Origin of the sequence: Dyadobacter psychrotolerans, assembly GCF_004349265.1 — a bacterium.
Classification (GTDB): domain Bacteria; phylum Bacteroidota; class Bacteroidia; order Cytophagales; family Spirosomataceae; genus Dyadobacter; species Dyadobacter psychrotolerans.
Window position 1 is genome coordinate 299,091 of sequence record NZ_SMFL01000003.1, and the last position, 17,281, is coordinate 316,371.

The window sequence follows — 17,281 nt, forward strand, 5'->3', positions numbered from 1 at the left end:
CATATTGTCAGACTTAAATTGTGCACCGCACTTAAAAGATTGAATCTCAAAGGCAAAAAGTTACTTCTGGGTGTAACCGGAAGTATTTCAGCATACAAGTCTGCTCTTCTCGTCAGACTTTTGGTTAAGGAAGGAGCCGAAGTACAGGTTGTTATGACCGAATCGGCAACGGAATTTATTACACCCTTAACGCTCTCCACGCTTTCCAAACGGCCTGTTTTTACTTCTTTTACAAACGGGCAAAACGGCGAATGGAACAATCATGTTGAGCTTGGTCTTTGGGCTGATGCCATTGTCATTGCGCCAGCAACCGCCAAAACCCTTTCAAAACTTTCCTCTGGACTGGCTGACGACTTACTAACTGCCATTTACCTTTCTGCCCGGTGTCCTGTATTTTTTGCACCGGCCATGGATGTAGACATGTACAAACATCCTTCGACGCTTCATAACATCAAAACTTTATCCAGCTACGGAAATATTCTGATCGCAGCTGAATATGGAGAATTGGCCAGCGGTCTGGTAGGTGAAGGACGACTGGCCGAACCGGAAGCTATTATTTATCAATTGCAAAAACATTTTGCCCATTCTGTTTTTGCAAAGGGCAGGCGCGTACTGATAACGGCGGGGCCAACAATTGAACCTATTGATCCGGTCAGGTTTATAAGTAATCATTCTTCGGGTAAAATGGGATATGCACTTGCGCATGCGTTTGCCATGGCGGGAGCGCAGGTAACGCTAATCAGCGGTCCTACAAATCTAAAAATTCAGGATAGCAGCATTCAGGTATTTCGTGTCGAAACAGCGCGGGAAATGCTTAACGTCACCGAGGAACATTTTGAACAAAACGAGCTGATTATTTTTTCCGCGGCCGTTGCAGACTACACTCCGGCTCATGTAGCCACACAAAAGATCAAAAAGCAAGGTTTGAATATGTCTCTGGAATTAACAAAAACAATTGACATAGCAAGAACACTTGGCAAAATGAAACGTGAAGACCAATTGGTTATCGGTTTTGCACTGGAAACAGAAAATGAGCTGGAGCATGCAGCCGATAAACTGGACGGTAAAAATCTGGATTATATTGTTGTCAATTCGTTGAACGACACCGGTGCAGGTTTCGCGCACGATACCAACAAAATTTCCGTTATTGATAAAGAAAAGAAAATAAGCCACTTCCCTTTAAAATCTAAAGATGCAGTTGCTCAGGATATTCTGGGGATTGTGTTAAACAGATGGCGTATCATATGAAAAAGATATTATCAGTTCTGGGTTACGTAATCGTTTTTAGTGCCAATGCAGCCTTCGGACAGGCGCTTCAATTTAGTGTTACAGTCAACTCCGAACAGCTGTTTGCACAACAAAAAACGGACCCTCAGTCGATGACGCAGCTTCAGACTTACATGAATGATTTTTTGAATAACACCCGCTGGTCGGATGATGCTTTTGCAAAAGAAGAAAAAATAAAATGTAAACTGAATGTCAACCTGACAAGATCCGTAGCTCAGGGAAACTATGAAGGGAATGCCCAGCTCGTAGTTTCACGCCCGGTTTTTAATTCAAATTACGAGACTGTTTTGTTTACTTTCGTTGATAAAAACTTTTCATTCAGTTATCTGCCCAGTACACAGCTGTATTTCAATGAAAGCAGTTTCACCGATGAGCTACCCTACTCACTTGCCTTTTATGCGTACATAGCTCTTACTTTTGATTACGATTCGTTTAGCAAACTGGGCGGCAGTCCTTATCTCCAGAAAGCATTTAATATTGCCAATCAGGCACGAAACGCATCTCCGAACAAGCGGGCTTGGGACATGACCAACGATGCCCGTAACCGCTATGCTCTTGTAGAAAACCTGATGAGCCAGCAGTTTACCCCGTTCCGCGAGGGAATGTACACTTACTATCGATTGGGACTTGACGTGGCAACGCAAAATCCTGTTGAAACCAGAGCGAAAGTCATGTCTGTTTTGAACACAGTTAAAGAAGTATCCCAGCTTCGTCCTGCAAGTATCGTGATCAACTCATTTTTTGATGCAAAATCAGATGAATTGTACCGTATACTTATTGAGGCTACACCCGAACAGAAGAAGCAGGCCTACACACTGCTTGTAAGCATGGACCCTTCTAAAACACAAGTGTACCAGCGGCTTTCCCAATAGCTGGTGATCAACCATGAGTAAACGTCTTATCCGTATAAATCCTAATGACGCCTTCCTGAAACTGACAGGAATGGCCGGAACAGAGCTCAACGTCATTTTAAATGATGACAGGACTTACTTTGGAAAATTGGTTTCAATTGAACCCCGGTTTCTTGTTCTTTCCGACACACGAAGTCACATACATCAGCTGGAACTTTCTGATCTTTACGAAATAGTTTATGATATGTTTAGCGTGGTTAAAGCCAATTAGAACTATTGCTGATTTCTTATTTGTTCATATCATAGCTATATTCGTAACGGAGAAAAGATTGTTTAACCTGTTAGCTGCAAACAGCCTGGTTATTTCTTCAGCCAACTGATTTACAAGAAATGCTTTCTAATCTACTGATCAAAAACTACGCTTTAATCAAGCAATTGGAAATGTCTCCTGATCCCGGCTTGAACATCATCACTGGTGAAACAGGCGCAGGTAAATCCATTATGCTTGGTGCAATCGGGCTTCTTTTGGGAAACCGGGCAGACGCAAAATCACTTTATGATCCAACTGAAAAGTGCATCATTGAAGGAAGTTTTAACCTGGCCGGCTACGATATGGAGCCCAATTTCGACGAAGAAAATCTGGATTTTTCCGATGAATGTATTGTAAGAAGGGAAATATCGGTGGCAGGAAAATCACGCGCGTTTATTAACGACACCCCGGTTAACCTTGAAACGCTTCGAAAAATAAGCAGTCAGCTGCTGGATATTCATTCGCAGCACGATTCTATTATGTTGGGAACCAATGAATTTCAGCTTCAGGTAGTGGATTCGTTTGCAGGAAATACAGAGCTTCTTCAGGATTATCAATTACGTTTTCAGGAATATAAAAATGCAGTCAGGTCCCTCGAAGGATTGCAAAAAAACGCTGCACAGTTACGCAGAGAATTTGACTTCGACCAGTTTCTATACCAGGAACTGAACAACGCCAGCCTGCAATCCGGAGAGCAGGAGAATCTCGAGCAGGAAATAACCATTCTTGAAAATGCAGTTGAGATTCGCGAACGACTTCAACTGGCACATACCTATCTCGACAATCCGGAGGGCTCGATACTGGATTTACTTAAAAACGCAGTCGGTGCTCTTGCCCAGGCTTCTCGGATGGTACCAGCTTATGACTCACTCAGGCTGCGGGCACAAAGTTCTCTGATTGAACTTCGCGATCTGGCGGATGAAATAGATGGCGTAAATGCGACCGTAGAACTTGATCATACCAGGACAGAAATTGTACGGGAAAGGCTTGATCTGATTTATTTGCTGTTAAAAAAACATCAGGTTAATCATGTTGACGAACTTCTCCGTATAGAAAATATGCTGGGAGAAAAACTTAATACAGTTTTAAACCTGGATGAGGACCTTATCAAGGCTCAGAAACTGGCAGAAAAAACAAGGGAATCAATGCTGAAAAGTGCTCAGAAATTGTCGGCTAGAAGACAGCAGGTTACCAAACAAATAGAAAAACTGATTCTTGAACGATTAATTGAATTGGGTATACCAAATGCGACCTTTTCAATCCGTATTTCTGAAATAACACCATCTCCTAACGGAATTGACTCAGTTATTTTCCTGTTTAGCGGTAACAAAGGAATTTCTCCTCAGGAGTTGAAACAGGTAGCTTCGGGCGGTGAATTTTCTAGGCTTATGATGGTAATAAAATACATTCTGGCAGACAAACGAAAGCTTCCAACCATCATTTTTGATGAAATTGATACGGGTGTTTCCGGTGAGATTGCAAAAAAAATGGCCCGGATGATGCACAACATGTCATCAAATCACCAGATTATAGCCATAACCCATTTGCACCAAATCGCAAGCAGCGGAAATGCACATTACTTCGTTTATAAAGATCATTCATCCGAAAGAACGGTAAGTAAAATCAAGAAACTTTCCTCCGATGAAAGGGTAATGGAAATTGCGCAGATGATTGGCGGGCATAATCCTTCCGAGTCGGTTATTCACAACGCGCGGGAAATGATTCTGAATAATTAATAAGTTTTAAATAAAAAAAATACCTCCATATGAAAAATTATATCCCGGTTTTAGGTTTAGCAGCAATAATGCTGGCATGCAGTCAGGACAAAGAAAAAGTTCTGGAACTGGAAGGAAAAGTACTGGGTGTTCATGATGAAATCATGCCGCGCATGGACGAGATTATGTCTCTGAAAATGAAGCTTTCAAAAAAGATCGTTCAGATGGATAGTCTGCAAAACGAGGGCATCAGCGGAAACAACATTGCCGAAGAACGCATCAAAGCCACAGACCTGAATCAGAAATTAAATGAATCGGACAAGCTTATGATGGGCTGGATGAACGAGTACCGGGGTGATTCGGCAAAAAAACTTAAACCGGAGGAGGCAATTGCTTACTTTGAAGCCCAACAAAAGAAAATTGAAGAAGTAAAACAGATCACAATAAAAAGCATTAACGAAGCAAAATCGTTTTTGGAAAACTAATCATGAACCGAATAAAACAAGAAGAATTTTATAAGTCTTTTATCTTTACCTTACTGTCAGTAGTCATTCTGTCAGCATGTAATTCCGCTGAAAAAAAACTTCCCATCTTGGGAGAACGCGACTGGACAACAAAAACAGTTGATGGCAAAGAAATCACGGACACTATATATAACCAAATTCCGGCATTCTCTTTTGCAAATCAGGATGGTGACACCATTACCGAAAATATTGTCAAAGATAAAATCTACGTGGCCGATTTCTTTTTCACCACTTGTCCCACTATTTGTCCTGTGATGAAAAGACAGATGCTTAAAGTTTATGAAAAATTTAAAGGTAACAAGGATGTAATGATACTTTCTCACACCATTGATCCTGAGCATGATACGCCACAGGTACTAAATAAATTTGCCAAAGATCTTGGCGTAACCGGCAGTCAGTGGCAGTTTTTAACCGGTCCAAAAGAAAAGACTTACGAGATCGGTTTGAAAAATTATATGGTGGTTGCCAAAGAAGATAAAAGTGCAGACGGCGGTTTTTTACACAGCGGAGCTTTTATTCTTGTGGATAAAGCCAAACATGTCCGCGGTATTTATGACGGAACCACAGAAGAAGGCACTAAAAAGTTAATTGCAGACATAGAGATCCTTCTTGATGAATATAAATAACCGCCCTTCCGGAATATATCAGATTCACCTTCCTAAATACTGTTTTCTATTTGTCACAATCCTCATTTCATCCTGCCAAAATGCGCAGGAGCTCAAAACAGAACAGTACTTTGCCGAAGGATTTCAGTTATATACGACTAATTGTGCCAATTGCCATCAGACAGACGGAAAAGGAATGGCGAACCTCTATCCTCCGCTTTCAGGATCTGCGTCGATAAAAGACAAAGCGCTGTTTGCCTGTATCATAAAAAATGGAATGAAGGACACTATAGTGGTGGCTGGCAAAAAATTCAGCCGACCCATGCCTGCAAACTCCAAACTAACTGAGCTCGAAATTGCTGAAATTATTACTTATGTAAGTATGAAATGGAGTGCCGACAGTACACTGACCTCAATTGATCTGGTGAGCAAATCATTGCAACAGTGCGCAGCAGTAGATTAGGGCGCTCCTGAAATAATTCCTTTTCCTTGTCTAAGTTTTATTCTTGTAAAATCCTGTTCGGCATCCATTCCGACCGCCTTGATGAATTCGGATTTACCAAGATTTTTAATTGTGAGAGGCTTGTCTGTAAATACTTTCTTTGTTCCGGGATTCCAGCTTAATTCAGTGGTGGTAAGTATTTGGTCCGGCTTAACCACACGTACATGGCCTTTTACGATGTAAACATTTGTAGCCTGATCATACCTGCCAGAATCAGCACGTAACCGTGTTTCAATAGTTCCTGTTATAGGATCAAAGAAATTTATATTAATGGTATCCGGAAAAATTTTATTCTGATTGCTATAAGTCAGCGATTCTCTGGTAAGCATCTGAACCTTTTGAACTCCTTGCTCGCTGTATTTAATCTCAACGTCGTTAACTATCTCAATAGGTCCCTCATACGCTGCTCCTATTTTGTTCCTGTCCTTTTCGCACGAAGGCAAAATAATAGTGAATAGCAGCAAAATAACTATACAGCCGTAAATGCGCGGAAGCTTTAAAGGTTGTGCTGCAGACTGCATATCGAAGGCATTAACTTAATTGAGCTTTTGTTTCTCAAACCACCTGTCAAGCAATGTAATACCCAGCACGGCTCGACCGTAACGTTCGCGTATCATACCCGAGCCGGTTGCTCCGCGCTGTCCGCCAATAAAGGCCAGGGAAATAAAGTTCTGGTAGCCGCGTCCCATCGGAAAGGTAAAACCTAAACTTACGTTTGTGTCTTTCACATCCCGGTTATTCACAACATAAGGCGTATTTCCATGACTGAATCCTACACGGTAACGAACTCTGTCAAAGTAATTCAGTGACAAAAAACGGGGCTGATATTCTACTCCCAAATGTATCCGGCTCGTGTTCGTCAGACCATCATTTGAAGAAGTATTAAATCCACGATACTGAGACCATGACTGATGGCTGTAATCTGCTGATAGGATCAGCTTGAACGGCCATTCAAGACTCATACCTACCTGATATTGCTGAGGTACCGTAAGTGTACTGCTTAAATTATTCGTTAAAGTATCCGAATTCCCTACTACAAATGTATTTTGGGTTAATTCAAGTGTACTGGTTTGATTTCCGTTAATCCGTGTTTTAAAACTGTATGACCCACCCAGGTTCAGATCAAGCTTGTTATCTTTTTTGATAGGAATTCTAACTGCTGCGCCTCCTTTAAAAGCAAAATCCGAATAGGTTGTACGGTCATTAATACCAACCAGGTAATCCGAACCATTAACATCCAGTGGTATAAGAACCTCAGATGCTCTGCGGATATTGCCAAAAAAATACGAACTCTCAAGACCCAGGCTTACATACCTTCCGATTTGATAGGCATTGGTAATCGAAGCTTTATTTATTCCTCCTTTGCCACTATTGTAATAAACAGCGCTATTTGGAGTGCCGGGAATATTCCGTGCAGAGGTGTTTTCAAAATCAATAAAACTATATGGCTTTAAGCTGGCGCCCAAAGTCCATCTTCTGCTAACCGGAAACGCAAGAGAAACATAAGCCAGGTTGGCACCGGCAGTCTGCTGCTGTTTGTTTCCTGATACAATATCTTTGTACTGACCGATAATACCGATATCAAGTGTTGTAAACCTGTTTCTTGTCCACAAAGCGGGATTGAGGTTATTGATCTGAAAACCATTTCCGGTACTTACACCCGACTGTCCCATTCCGGCATTGTCCGAATAGGCATCTCCGTAAAACTCTCCCATGCCCAGTGAGGAGTAAGGTGAGTTACCAAGGCCCTGGGCATTAGCATTTGACAGGATTAAACAATTACAACTCAATGTTATTGCTACTGCGAGTACTCCAATTCTATTGTAAAGCGACATTATATCTTAAAATTCTGTTCAATCCTATTAAAACTAATTCGGGGACCGCAAATATTGACGGTTTAAGGGTACTTTCAAAAAATGAAATATCTCCGCCACATAACACTACGCGCAACGAAGGCGATATGTGACGGTATTGATTTATTATTCCTTCTATTTCAGCAAGCACTCCATTCATCACTCCACTTTCAATTGCTTCCTGCGTGCTTTTTCCGATCAAATCCGGAATGGCTACCGGCTCGAATAACGGCAGACGTTTAGTAAACGTATGCAATGCCGAAAATCGCATTTTTACACCAGGAGTAATTATTCCTCCTTCAAAACTTCCTGACTTGTCAATAAAATCATAAGTGATGCAAGTACCCATATCGATTACTACCAAATCCTCGTCCGGAAAAAGCCAGTTCGCTCCTACCGCAGCCGCAACCCTGTCCGCTCCGAGCGTTTCCGGTGTCTTGTATTCCTTTTTTATCGGAACCGGCGTTTTAGGTGACAAATCAAGGATATTTACTTCCCCCCCAAGTGACTCACGAAAATCTTCCACACGATTGGCAACCGATGAAAAAATGATCTGATCCGGCATTTCCTGCCTTATTTCCTGAACCAAATCACCCCAAAGTAACCGGGTTTGAAACCGGATTAATTCGTCCTTTTCGAACCAGCCGATCTTCGCATATGTGTTTCCTGAATCAACAGCGATATTCATAATTGTGCAAAAGTCCCATTTTCTGGGGACAAAAGCTAACATGAAGTAAAACTCTGACAGGATATGCATTTAAATAATGTTAAATAAGCGTTTTAACACTGAAATAATGACTTTTATGAGATCAATTCCGTGCTCTGTTAATGCCCAATAATATTTTCATTTATTTTAGGAAAAGGTTTTGGATTTCAAAAAATATTACTTTACCTTCGCTACCATTAATCCCCGCCCTGATTTCCGAAGTTTTGTTATCCATCTCCCGATAGCTTTCAACGTTATCAAGGTTTTTGAATCCTTACCAAATATTTCTGTACTTCATTCTAGTATTAAATTGCAAACTTTTCAAAGTTAATCCATCAAGTTTTTCGATTTGTAAGGTCTTCTACTACGGCTTTCACAAAATATATGTTAACACACCAATGATCATCACGCGACCACGAGGCATATGTTCTCGTATTTAGTCCATTTACATTCACAAACTCATTATCCAATAGGTGAAGCAAGCTTTACCTTATATTTTCTGTATGCTTACAATTGATGAATTGAACCTTAAGCTTTTATCAGAGCTCAAAGAAATTGCGGGAAACGTTGGTGTCGCTGATTACGCCAAGCTACCTAAAAAGGAAATTGTTAACAGAATCCTGGCTCAACAGGAAGCTGCTAAACCAGTCGCTAAAGAAACCGTTAATGTTACAGAGGCGGAGTCTGACGATGACGAACCTAAGAAAAAAAGAGCTCGTCGTACACTGCCCAACGAGTCGCCGGTAAGTTCCAACAAACCATTAGGAAACCGCTCTGCCAAATCAAGAAAAGAAAGTCCTTTTTCTTCTTCCGCACCTCTTTTTGACAATCAGCCTAAAACTGAACAAGCCGCAGATGCTGATAATTCTGCTGCTCAGCCTGTCACAAAAAGTGCACCTGCAAGAACGGAAAACAGAACAAGAAATGTAGAGATCACTCCCGAAGTTGATTCAGAAAATGATACTTTAAATGATCTTGGAAAAGAAGAACCAGCTTCTCCTGCGGCTAATGCACAGGAGCCTTCAAACGAGCAGGAAGAAAATACACCGGCCATAGCAACGGAAAATACCAATAATACAGACGAGAAACCTGTACGTCAGCAACAGGAATCAAACGAACGTCAGCCGCAGCAGCAAACACCTCGTGAAGATCCTTCTTCAAAAATCAAAAGAAATTACAACAATTACGTTCGTGAATTCGACGGATTGATCGTAAATGAAGGTGTTCTGGAAATTATGCAGGATGGAGGTTACGGTTTTTTACGTTCCGCCGACTATAATTACCTGGCAAGTCCTGACGATATATATGTTTCACCTTCTCAAATTAAGCTTTTTGGCCTTAAAACAGGAGATACTGTTAAAGGACAAATACGCCCGCCAAAGGAGGGAGAGAAATATTTTGCCTTACTTCGCGTTGAAACCGTAAACGGTAAAACAACTGAGGAAATCAGGGACAGAATTCCGTTTGAATATCTTACTCCTTTATTTCCGGACGAGTGTTTAAGGCTTAGTTCAAGACCAGATCAGTACTCTACACGTATTCTTGACCTTTTCGCACCGATTGGTAAAGGTCAGCGCGGAATGATCGTTGCACAGCCAAAAACAGGTAAAACGGTTCTTCTTAAAGAAATTGCGAATGCGATTACACGTAACCATCCTGAGGTTTTCCTTCTGATTCTTCTGATTGATGAACGTCCTGAAGAGGTAACAGATATGCAGCGCAGCGTACGTGCCGAAGTAATTGCTTCAACTTTTGATGAGCAGGCGGACCGCCACGTAAAAGTTGCCAGCATTGTTCTTGAAAAAGCAAAAAGAATGGTTGAATGTGGTCACGATGTAGTGATTTTGCTGGACTCAATTACCCGTCTTGCCCGTGCGTATAATACCGTGGTACCATCTTCAGGTAAAATTCTTTCAGGTGGTGTTGATGCCAACGCATTGCATAAACCAAAACGTTTTTTCGGAGCAGCAAGAAATGTAGAGCATGGTGGTTCCTTAACGATCATCGCCACTGCACTGATTGACACAGGTTCTAAAATGGACGAAGTCATCTTTGAAGAATTCAAAGGTACAGGTAATATGGAATTACAGCTTGACCGTAAACTTTCCAACAAACGCGTGTTCCCTGCTATTGATGTAATGGCTTCCGGTACCCGTCGTGAAGATTTACTTCTTGACAAAGAAACACTGAAAAAAGTGTGGATTTTAAGAAAACACATGTCCGATATGAACGCCATGGAATCAATGGATTTCCTGCTTGAACACATGAAAGGAACGCGTAATAATGAAGAATTCCTGATCTCGATGAACAGGTAATACTTCGATAAATATTTTATCTTAAAAAAAAGCAGTTTGACTCAGATCAGACTGCTTTTTTTAGTTCTAAGCCTCCATGTTGCAGGTTGTAAAAGAGGCAGTTATATTTATGTGACCAAAACTTTAATTTTAAGTCAGAAAGCAAAAATTAAACCTGATCTATATATGTCTAACAGTAAAGCATTGTGGTGGATTCTGCTTCTCGCCTGGATAGCGGGCTCTGCCTATTGGCATGTGTGTAAAATTAAAGAACTTTGCGATGCCGACTTGCTCGGTCCCACTGTTTCCGTTTCGGAAACCCGGACAGAACCGTTGATTATCTCAGACAGTTCCGCACTGCATTTGGAATCACAAGGCAATTTTTCTTTTGCCAGAAATGGTATTGTTGCAAGTCAAACGGCCGTTCAGCGCCAGCTTGATTCATTAACCTCTTATCTTACTGCAAATCCGAACAGGTTGATCACTGTAACAGGATACTATTCCTCTCAGGAAACCAATACGACTACTTTTCCAGACCTTGGATTAGCCAGAGCAACCGGTATCAAAAAGTGGTTAGCAGGACATGGAATCGCCGATTCATTAATCTCTCTCGAAAGTCAGCTATCCGACAAACTTGTTTTCACGAAGGATTCTCTAAACGGAGGTATTCACTTTTCATTTGGGAATTATGCTGCACCGGTTACTGCGAAAGCACCTCTGACAGAAACGGATCTGGCAAATGAACAGAAATATGAAAACATCTTCAAGCCACTCGATCTATATTTCCCTACCGCAAGCGCCGATTATATCAAAACCGACCAGAATCGATTGTTTATTTCAGAAGCAAAAAAATATCTGGCTGAAAACAAGGATAAAAAACTGATCCTCACAGGTCATACAGACGACGAAGACAGCGCTGAGTGGAACCTGATGTTATCCCAAAAACGGGCTAATGCAGTAAAAAGCCAATTTATTAGGCTTGGTATATCTGGCGACAGGATTTTTACACTTGGAAAAGGTGAGTCAGAACCAAAAGCTTCCAATGCTACGCCGGAAGGTAAACGTGCCAATCGGAGAGTTGCTATTGTCGTTAAATAACCAAAAAACACATATTCGTTATGTTCACACTAAATCCCCTTCAAAATCCAGACGCTTTGTGGCAGCACGTGGTCATGGTATTGGTTGCTGCAATTCTTGGATATATCATCGGTTATATCGGTGCAAAACAAAAAGAGAAAGAGCTTGACAGAAAACTCGGAAAACTAAATGCCGATCTTGAAATGTGTTTAACTATTAAGAGACCTGTTGTTCAGACCGTAGTCAGCACATCAGCCGCACCAGTTAATTTAGTTAATCCAATTGATTTTGTAAAAAAAGATGACCTCAAAATTATTGAAGGAATCGGCCCTAAAATAGAAGAGCTGCTTAATTCAGAAGGAATCTTTACTTTTGAGCAATTAAAGGATGCCTCATCTGAACATTTGACAGCCATTCTTCAAAAGTCGGGAAACCGTTTTCAGGTACATGACCCGCAAACCTGGCCGCACCAGGCGAGTCTGGCTGCAAATCAAATGTGGGATCAGCTAAAAGAATTACAAAACGAATTAAACAAAGGCCACTGGGAATAGTTGAATGCTATTTATTCACCACACTAAAAATATAAATATGTTACTTCTGCAACTAAGTCCATACAGCAAACCGGTAGCGATCACTGAAATTGTGATCATTCTGGCCGGTGCAGCATTGCTCGGGTATATTCTTGCCCGACTAATCATGAACAGCCGAATCCGTAATTTAAAAGAAGAAGTAGACCAGCGAAAAATTGAATTGGTAGAATGTCGCGCTCTACCTGAACCGGTACTGGCAGCTAAACCTGTTGCCAACAAAGGGGCATTAAGAACGGTTTATCCCGTAGAAGAGCCTAACGCAGGTATTCGTCAGGATTTAAAGGTAATTGAGGGAATTGGCCCTAAGATTGAAGAGATCTTAAATAAAAACGGGATCAACAATTATTCGAGGCTGGCTAACATGCCACCCGTCAGAATCGCCGCCATACTTAAAGGAGCAGGCCCACGTTTCCAGCTTCACGATCCAACGACCTGGCCGCGCCAGGCATCTCTCGCCAATGAAGGCAAATGGAAAGAACTTGAGGAGCTTAAATTAATACTTATTTCCGGGCGTCAGGTCGACTAAACAAACGGATATTACACAAAAAACCCCGCTTCCTTTAGAAAGGCGGGGTTTCCGTTTTGGTTAAGCCTAATTACAATGTTGTAACTGACCTTTGTATAAATAGTGTCAGGTCACTTCCTGTCAATAATCCCTGAGAAAGAAGAGCCAGGTCGTAAACCTGTTTTGCAAGTGCTTTCTGTCCTTCTTCATCCTCGGTCTGAAGAATACGGCCGATCACAGGATGGTTCGCATTAAGCGATACCGTATACATCAACGGCATATCGCCAAACATAGAACGCTGTCCCGAAGATGCCTGCATGTCTGTCATCCGGCGCATAAACTCGGGGAACGTTATTACTACCGGCAACTCATCCACCGGCATTGGCTCAACCAACACATTGGCACTTTTTGTACCAGCGATATCTTCGAAAAGTTTCTTCGCTTTCTCCTCGTCATCTTTGGAAAGGATACTGTCAAGCTTGAAATCTTTTTCAATCAGCTTATCCAGCGTATCTGCATCAACACGTTTCACGTTGGTTTTTTCAACCTTTTGCTCTAATGCGTTGATAAAATGTGAATCAATAACGCTTGTCAGAGAAAGAACGTCATAGCTACGTTTTTTAGCAGATTGAATAAAAGCATCCTGCTTTTTCTCGTCCGTGGTATACAACCAAACCTGCGTTTCGTTTTTGTCAGTCTGATTTTCTTTCACGAAATCACGATACTCGTTGAATGTAAAGAATTTACCTTCAACGTTTTTCAGCAGGCAAAAATCTTTCGCTTTTTCATAAAATTTGTCATCACTTATGATACCATATTTTACAAACAGACCGATGTCATCAAATTTCTTTTCAAACCCTTCACGGTCGTTTTTAAAGATCTCTGAAAGTTTATCAGCTACCTTACGTGTAATGTATCCGTTTATTTTTTTGACGTTTCCGTCAGCCTGCAGATAACTTCTTGAAACGTTCAAAGGAATATCCGGGGAATCGATCACACCATGAAGTAACTGAAGGAAATCCGGAACGATATCCTTTACTTCATCCGTAATAAATACCTGACGACTATAAAGCTGAATTTTTTCTCGCTGTCCCTGAAAATCGTTTTTCAGTTTAGGAAAATAAAGTACTCCTGTAAGGTTGAAAGGATAATCTACATTCAAATGAATCCAGAATAACGGATCTTCACTGAACGGATAAAGCTCTTTGTAAAAAGCAATGTAATCTTCATCTGTCAGATCTGACGGATTTTTTGTCCATATCGGATTTGGATTGTTGATTATCTTATCTTCAAACTCAATCTGAACAGGCAGAAACTTACCATACTTTTCAAGAATTCCTCTCAAACGGTGTTCGTCCAGAAATTCTTCTGAGTCTTCTGCAATGTGAAGAATGATATCAGAACCTCTTTCCGCCTTTTCGGCAGAAGTTAACGTAAATTCAGTTGAACCGTCACATTCCCAGCGAACCGCTTCTGAGCCTTCCTTGTAGGATTTTGTGATGATCTCCACATTGGCTGCCACCATGTAGGCAGAGTAGAAACCAAGACCAAAGTTTCCGATTATCTTGCCTTCATCTCCCTTATCCTTATACTTTTCAACAAACTCAGTTGCACCGGAAAAGGCAATCTGGTTGATGTATTTTTTAATTTCGTCAGCTGTCATACCGATACCGTTATCGCTAATGGTAATCGTTTTGGCATCCTTATCCAGTTTCACAGTAACTTTCAGCTCACCCAGCTCTCCGTCAAATTCACCATATGAGGTAAGCTTTTTCAGTTTCTGAGTAGCATCCACAGCATTGGAAACCAGCTCTCTTAAAAAGATTTCGTGATCTGAGTAAAGGAATTTTTTAATAATCGGAAATATATTCTCGGTATGTATACTTAAATTTCCTTTTTCCTGAATCCCTGTCTCCATAATTATTCCTTGTTTTAATTTTAAATTTTAGAATTAATTTACGCCTTGCAATACGGTTTGAAAATTTGCGTTCCATTAGCAATCAAAAACGCATCAGCTGACACATTGTCAGCAGCCGCTAAATCATCAATTTTAGATTCTGTTGGTAACTGAAAGCGATTTTGTTAATTTGCGATGATAATTATTAATTCTAAAAACCGAAATTAGTCCATACCAATAAATATGAATCTCGTTAAAAACCTCGTTGCCGGCGTATTACTTCTTTCCGCAGTTTCGGCATGCACCACAATGAACTCCGTTCCGCTTTCAAATTATACGGTTTTCACCGAAGATTTGAGACGCGATCTTGAATCGGCAAATATACCATTGGAAAAAGTTCAGTTTTTTAATGATAAAGCAATTAACATCCGCAGAGAAGTATCTGATCCAAACGACATTAAAGTAAATCCGGAAGGACAGATTACGATGAGCAACGGTAAGAGTATTCAAACTATTAATGTTCTACCTTTCACGCCGGGCGTCGCTTTGGGCACAGGTTCAGGAACGATCAATGTATCCTGGGATGACACGCAGCAGGACACAAAAGGAATGTTGTTCAATCTGAGCGGTCAGAATTATTTTCTTGATGTGCTGCCAAACAACAAATTTAAGTACAAGGAACGTACATTCGATTTGCAGGGCGGAAGCGGAGCAAGACTTTTCGTTAAAAAGGATCTTTTGAAGCAGGTTAAAAATTCGAGAGAGACTTTGAAGGGCCGGAAAGTTGGCACGAACTAGGGTGCGTTTAGGAAATGAGTTCAAAGTAACCTGTATTAAGTTTATAGCATACAGCTGCATGGAGTTTACCTCTCATGCAGCTTTTTTAATTCAGGTTAAAGTAAGATCCCTCGTCCTGTTTGATTTTCGGTTTGTTGATAATGTTGGAGCTCTGAATAAAAACCAGAATGATAAGCCCAATAACCACAGCTAGAGAAATCTGCAAAAAGGAAATCATCCCGAAACTGGCCATATTGCTTTTTGACTCAGTCATGAGCTCTTTCCCGATGTTTGACTGGATGGTAGTCAGCTCATTTAGATGATGAATAGTACTTTGAAAGGTACTCGCTCCTGCCCCTTCAAACAATTGCCTGCTGCCATCGGAATTACCGTTTGTGTGCAAATTGACAATCATCTTTTCCAAAAGGACGTATTCCCGGATCCGGTTTTTAAAAGCTGCAAGACTTTTTGCCTCCTGATCTACGAGATACGTTTTTTCAAAAGAATTAACCAGTGAATCGATTGTTGCATTATGAATCTGAAGATTAACTGCAATCTGTTCCGGCGCTATTTTGTCATCGGCCAAAAGAAATTTTTCCAGTGACAACCGCTTTCCGTATAAATTTTCGGTCATGTAGATGATTGTTGTTGCAGGAAGAAGTCTGTCCTGATAAATTGAGGAAAAAGATTTATCAATTCCACTCATATTGCTTCGCGTCATGAGTGTTCCGATGATTATCAGCAACATAATCCCACTTAACAGAATAGCGGCTTTTAGCTTTTCTTTAATTATAAATGACCATTTCATAACGTCTGCTTTAAATCCTGATGAAAACTTAAGGACATAATAAAAATACATTTATATCTCTTAATAACAATGTTTAACTAGCAAAAATACCTCCCTGCATCAGAAGCAGATATTAGTAATAGAGCTTGTGAATCGATCTGGTATAATTTTGTTAAACAAACGAGCGACGCAAAGAATGCTACGAAAACAGGGTATTTATGTTTACTTTGAACAAATTCTTCTGTCCAACCACTTATTCCTAAAATTTCCAATTTTTCATGAATGATATTGCCATTGATTTCAGTAAGGTGCACCAAATCCAACTATTCGGTATCACCATTCTGGAACCTTCTTCTGTTTTATCCAGTCTGATGATGACTGCCGTATGTATTTATGGATTTGTGCAGCTCAATAAACTTGGCAGAACCCACAACATGTACAGGCAAACCCAATACTTCTTTCTCTTTATGGGTTTGGCAACTGCAATTGGCGGAATACTGGGACATGGGTTTTTATATCTTACCGGTCAGCCAGGAAAAATTCCCGGTTGGTTTTCAAGTATGATCGCCGTAGCACTTTTCGAGCGAGCTGCGATATGGCATGTAAAACCACTTCTGCCGAAGCGAATAGGCAAATTTCTAGGCCGGCTTAATTACGTTGAACTTTCGATATTCTTTGTTTTGGCCATTGTAACCCTGAACTTTGTTGTCGTAGAAGTTCATGCCTTTTATGGACTTTTTCTAATGTTATGTCTTATTGAAATTTACGTGTATCGGAAAAAGAATGATCCGGGCAGCCGTTATATTTTCATAGCGACATTTCTGGGGGCGGTATCGGCTGGTTTCCATGCTCTGAAGTTTAGCTTCGGCCCCTGGTTCAATTACAATGACATCGCCCACATTCCAATGGCACTCTCAATCTACTACTATTACCTTGGAGCCAGAAATATGAGGTATTATGGTGATGATCTACCCGTGAAAGACAATCAGGTTTAAGATATT

General features: G+C 40.8%; 18 protein-coding genes. 13 read left to right on the top strand and 5 right to left on the bottom strand.

The genetic code is table 11. From position 1 onward, the window contains the following. The first annotated feature begins 39 nt into the window (after positions 1-39). From coaBC to E0F88_RS09110, 7 genes are all read left to right on the top strand, one after another. The gene (gene coaBC / locus E0F88_RS09080; protein WP_131957920.1) at positions 40-1,248 is read left to right on the top strand and encodes a bifunctional phosphopantothenoylcysteine decarboxylase/phosphopantothenate--cysteine ligase CoaBC; all 1,209 of its coding nucleotides are present in this window, start codon (positions 40-42) and stop codon (positions 1,246-1,248) included. After that, the gene (gene porD, locus E0F88_RS09085; protein WP_229213711.1) at positions 1,245-2,159 is read left to right on the top strand and encodes a type IX secretion system protein PorD; all 915 of its coding nucleotides are present in this window, start codon (positions 1,245-1,247) and stop codon (positions 2,157-2,159) included. The genes coaBC and porD overlap by 4 nt, the downstream gene beginning before the upstream one ends. A 13-nt stretch (positions 2,160-2,172) precedes the next feature. Beyond that, positions 2,173-2,409 (top strand): hypothetical protein, encoded by a 237-nt coding sequence (locus E0F88_RS09090; protein ID WP_131957922.1) that lies wholly within the window; start codon positions 2,173-2,175, stop codon positions 2,407-2,409. Positions 2,410-2,528: 119 nt separating this feature from the next. Continuing rightward, the gene (gene recN, locus E0F88_RS09095) at positions 2,529-4,184 is read left to right on the top strand and encodes a DNA repair protein RecN (RefSeq protein ID WP_131957923.1); all 1,656 of its coding nucleotides are present in this window, start codon (positions 2,529-2,531) and stop codon (positions 4,182-4,184) included. Between the two features lie 29 nt (positions 4,185-4,213). After that, positions 4,214-4,648, top strand: a complete 435-nt coding sequence (locus E0F88_RS09100; protein ID WP_131957924.1) for a viral A-type inclusion protein — start codon at positions 4,214-4,216, stop codon at positions 4,646-4,648. Positions 4,649-4,650: 2 nt separating this feature from the next. Continuing rightward, positions 4,651-5,313: an SCO family protein gene (locus E0F88_RS09105; RefSeq protein ID WP_131957925.1), complete on the top strand. Its 663-nt coding sequence runs from the start codon at positions 4,651-4,653 to the stop codon at positions 5,311-5,313. Further along, positions 5,300-5,755 (top strand): c-type cytochrome, encoded by a 456-nt coding sequence (locus tag E0F88_RS09110; RefSeq protein ID WP_131957926.1) that lies wholly within the window; start codon positions 5,300-5,302, stop codon positions 5,753-5,755. The genes E0F88_RS09105 and E0F88_RS09110 overlap by 14 nt, the downstream gene beginning before the upstream one ends. Here E0F88_RS09110 and lptC read toward each other — a convergent pair. Genes lptC through E0F88_RS09125 form a run of 3 tightly spaced genes read right to left on the bottom strand, consistent with a single transcriptional unit; the run spans position 5,752 to position 8,404 of the window. After that, complete coding sequence (gene lptC / locus E0F88_RS09115) at positions 5,752-6,315, bottom strand: LPS export ABC transporter periplasmic protein LptC (RefSeq protein WP_131957927.1); 564 nt, start codon at positions 6,313-6,315, stop codon at positions 5,752-5,754. The genes E0F88_RS09110 and lptC overlap by 4 nt on opposite strands. 15 nt (positions 6,316-6,330) lie before the next feature. Further along, positions 6,331-7,629 (bottom strand): BamG family beta-barrel-assembly machinery protein, encoded by a 1,299-nt coding sequence (gene bamG, locus E0F88_RS09120; RefSeq protein WP_229213712.1) that lies wholly within the window; start codon positions 7,627-7,629, stop codon positions 6,331-6,333. Next, positions 7,613-8,404: a type III pantothenate kinase gene (locus E0F88_RS09125; RefSeq protein ID WP_310589722.1), complete on the bottom strand. Its 792-nt coding sequence runs from the start codon at positions 8,402-8,404 to the stop codon at positions 7,613-7,615. The genes bamG and E0F88_RS09125 overlap by 17 nt, the downstream gene beginning before the upstream one ends. A 452-nt stretch (positions 8,405-8,856) precedes the next feature. Here E0F88_RS09125 and rho point away from each other — a divergent pair, with 452 nt between their 5' ends. The 4 genes from rho (at position 8,857) to E0F88_RS09145 (ending at position 12,840) form a co-directional block, all read left to right on the top strand. Continuing rightward, a complete protein-coding gene (rho, locus tag E0F88_RS09130; RefSeq protein WP_131957928.1) occupies positions 8,857-10,668 on the top strand; it encodes a transcription termination factor Rho in 1,812 nt (603 codons plus the stop codon). A gap of 165 nt (positions 10,669-10,833) precedes the next feature. Next, positions 10,834-11,745, top strand: coding sequence for an OmpA family protein (locus tag E0F88_RS09135; RefSeq protein WP_131957929.1), 912 nt, complete (start codon positions 10,834-10,836; stop codon positions 11,743-11,745). A 20-nt stretch (positions 11,746-11,765) separates the two neighbouring features. Further along, on the top strand, positions 11,766-12,275 hold the full coding sequence (locus E0F88_RS09140) for a helix-hairpin-helix domain-containing protein (RefSeq protein ID WP_131957930.1): 510 nt from the start codon (positions 11,766-11,768) through the stop codon (positions 12,273-12,275). 37 nt (positions 12,276-12,312) lie between these two features. Next, entirely contained in the window at positions 12,313-12,840 is a 528-nt protein-coding gene (locus E0F88_RS09145) for a helix-hairpin-helix domain-containing protein (protein WP_131957931.1), read from the top strand. 70 nt (positions 12,841-12,910) lie between these two features. Here the strand turns inward: E0F88_RS09145 and htpG are convergent, their stop codons facing one another. After that, entirely contained in the window at positions 12,911-14,737 is a 1,827-nt protein-coding gene (htpG, locus tag E0F88_RS09150) for a molecular chaperone HtpG (RefSeq protein WP_131957932.1), read from the bottom strand. 222 nt (positions 14,738-14,959) lie between these two features. Between htpG and E0F88_RS09155 the strand changes: the two genes are divergently transcribed. Next, the gene (locus E0F88_RS09155; RefSeq protein WP_131957933.1) at positions 14,960-15,514 is read left to right on the top strand and encodes a hypothetical protein; all 555 of its coding nucleotides are present in this window, start codon (positions 14,960-14,962) and stop codon (positions 15,512-15,514) included. An 85-nt stretch (positions 15,515-15,599) separates the two neighbouring features. Here the strand turns inward: E0F88_RS09155 and E0F88_RS09160 are convergent, their stop codons facing one another. Then, a complete protein-coding gene (locus E0F88_RS09160) occupies positions 15,600-16,301 on the bottom strand; it encodes an MCP four helix bundle domain-containing protein (RefSeq protein WP_131957934.1) in 702 nt (233 codons plus the stop codon). 257 nt (positions 16,302-16,558) lie between these two features. On the opposite strand from E0F88_RS09160, the gene E0F88_RS09165 reads away from it, so the two are divergent. Continuing rightward, positions 16,559-17,275: a DUF6962 family protein gene (locus E0F88_RS09165; RefSeq protein WP_131957935.1), complete on the top strand. Its 717-nt coding sequence runs from the start codon at positions 16,559-16,561 to the stop codon at positions 17,273-17,275. Positions 17,276-17,281: the final 6 nt, after the last annotated feature.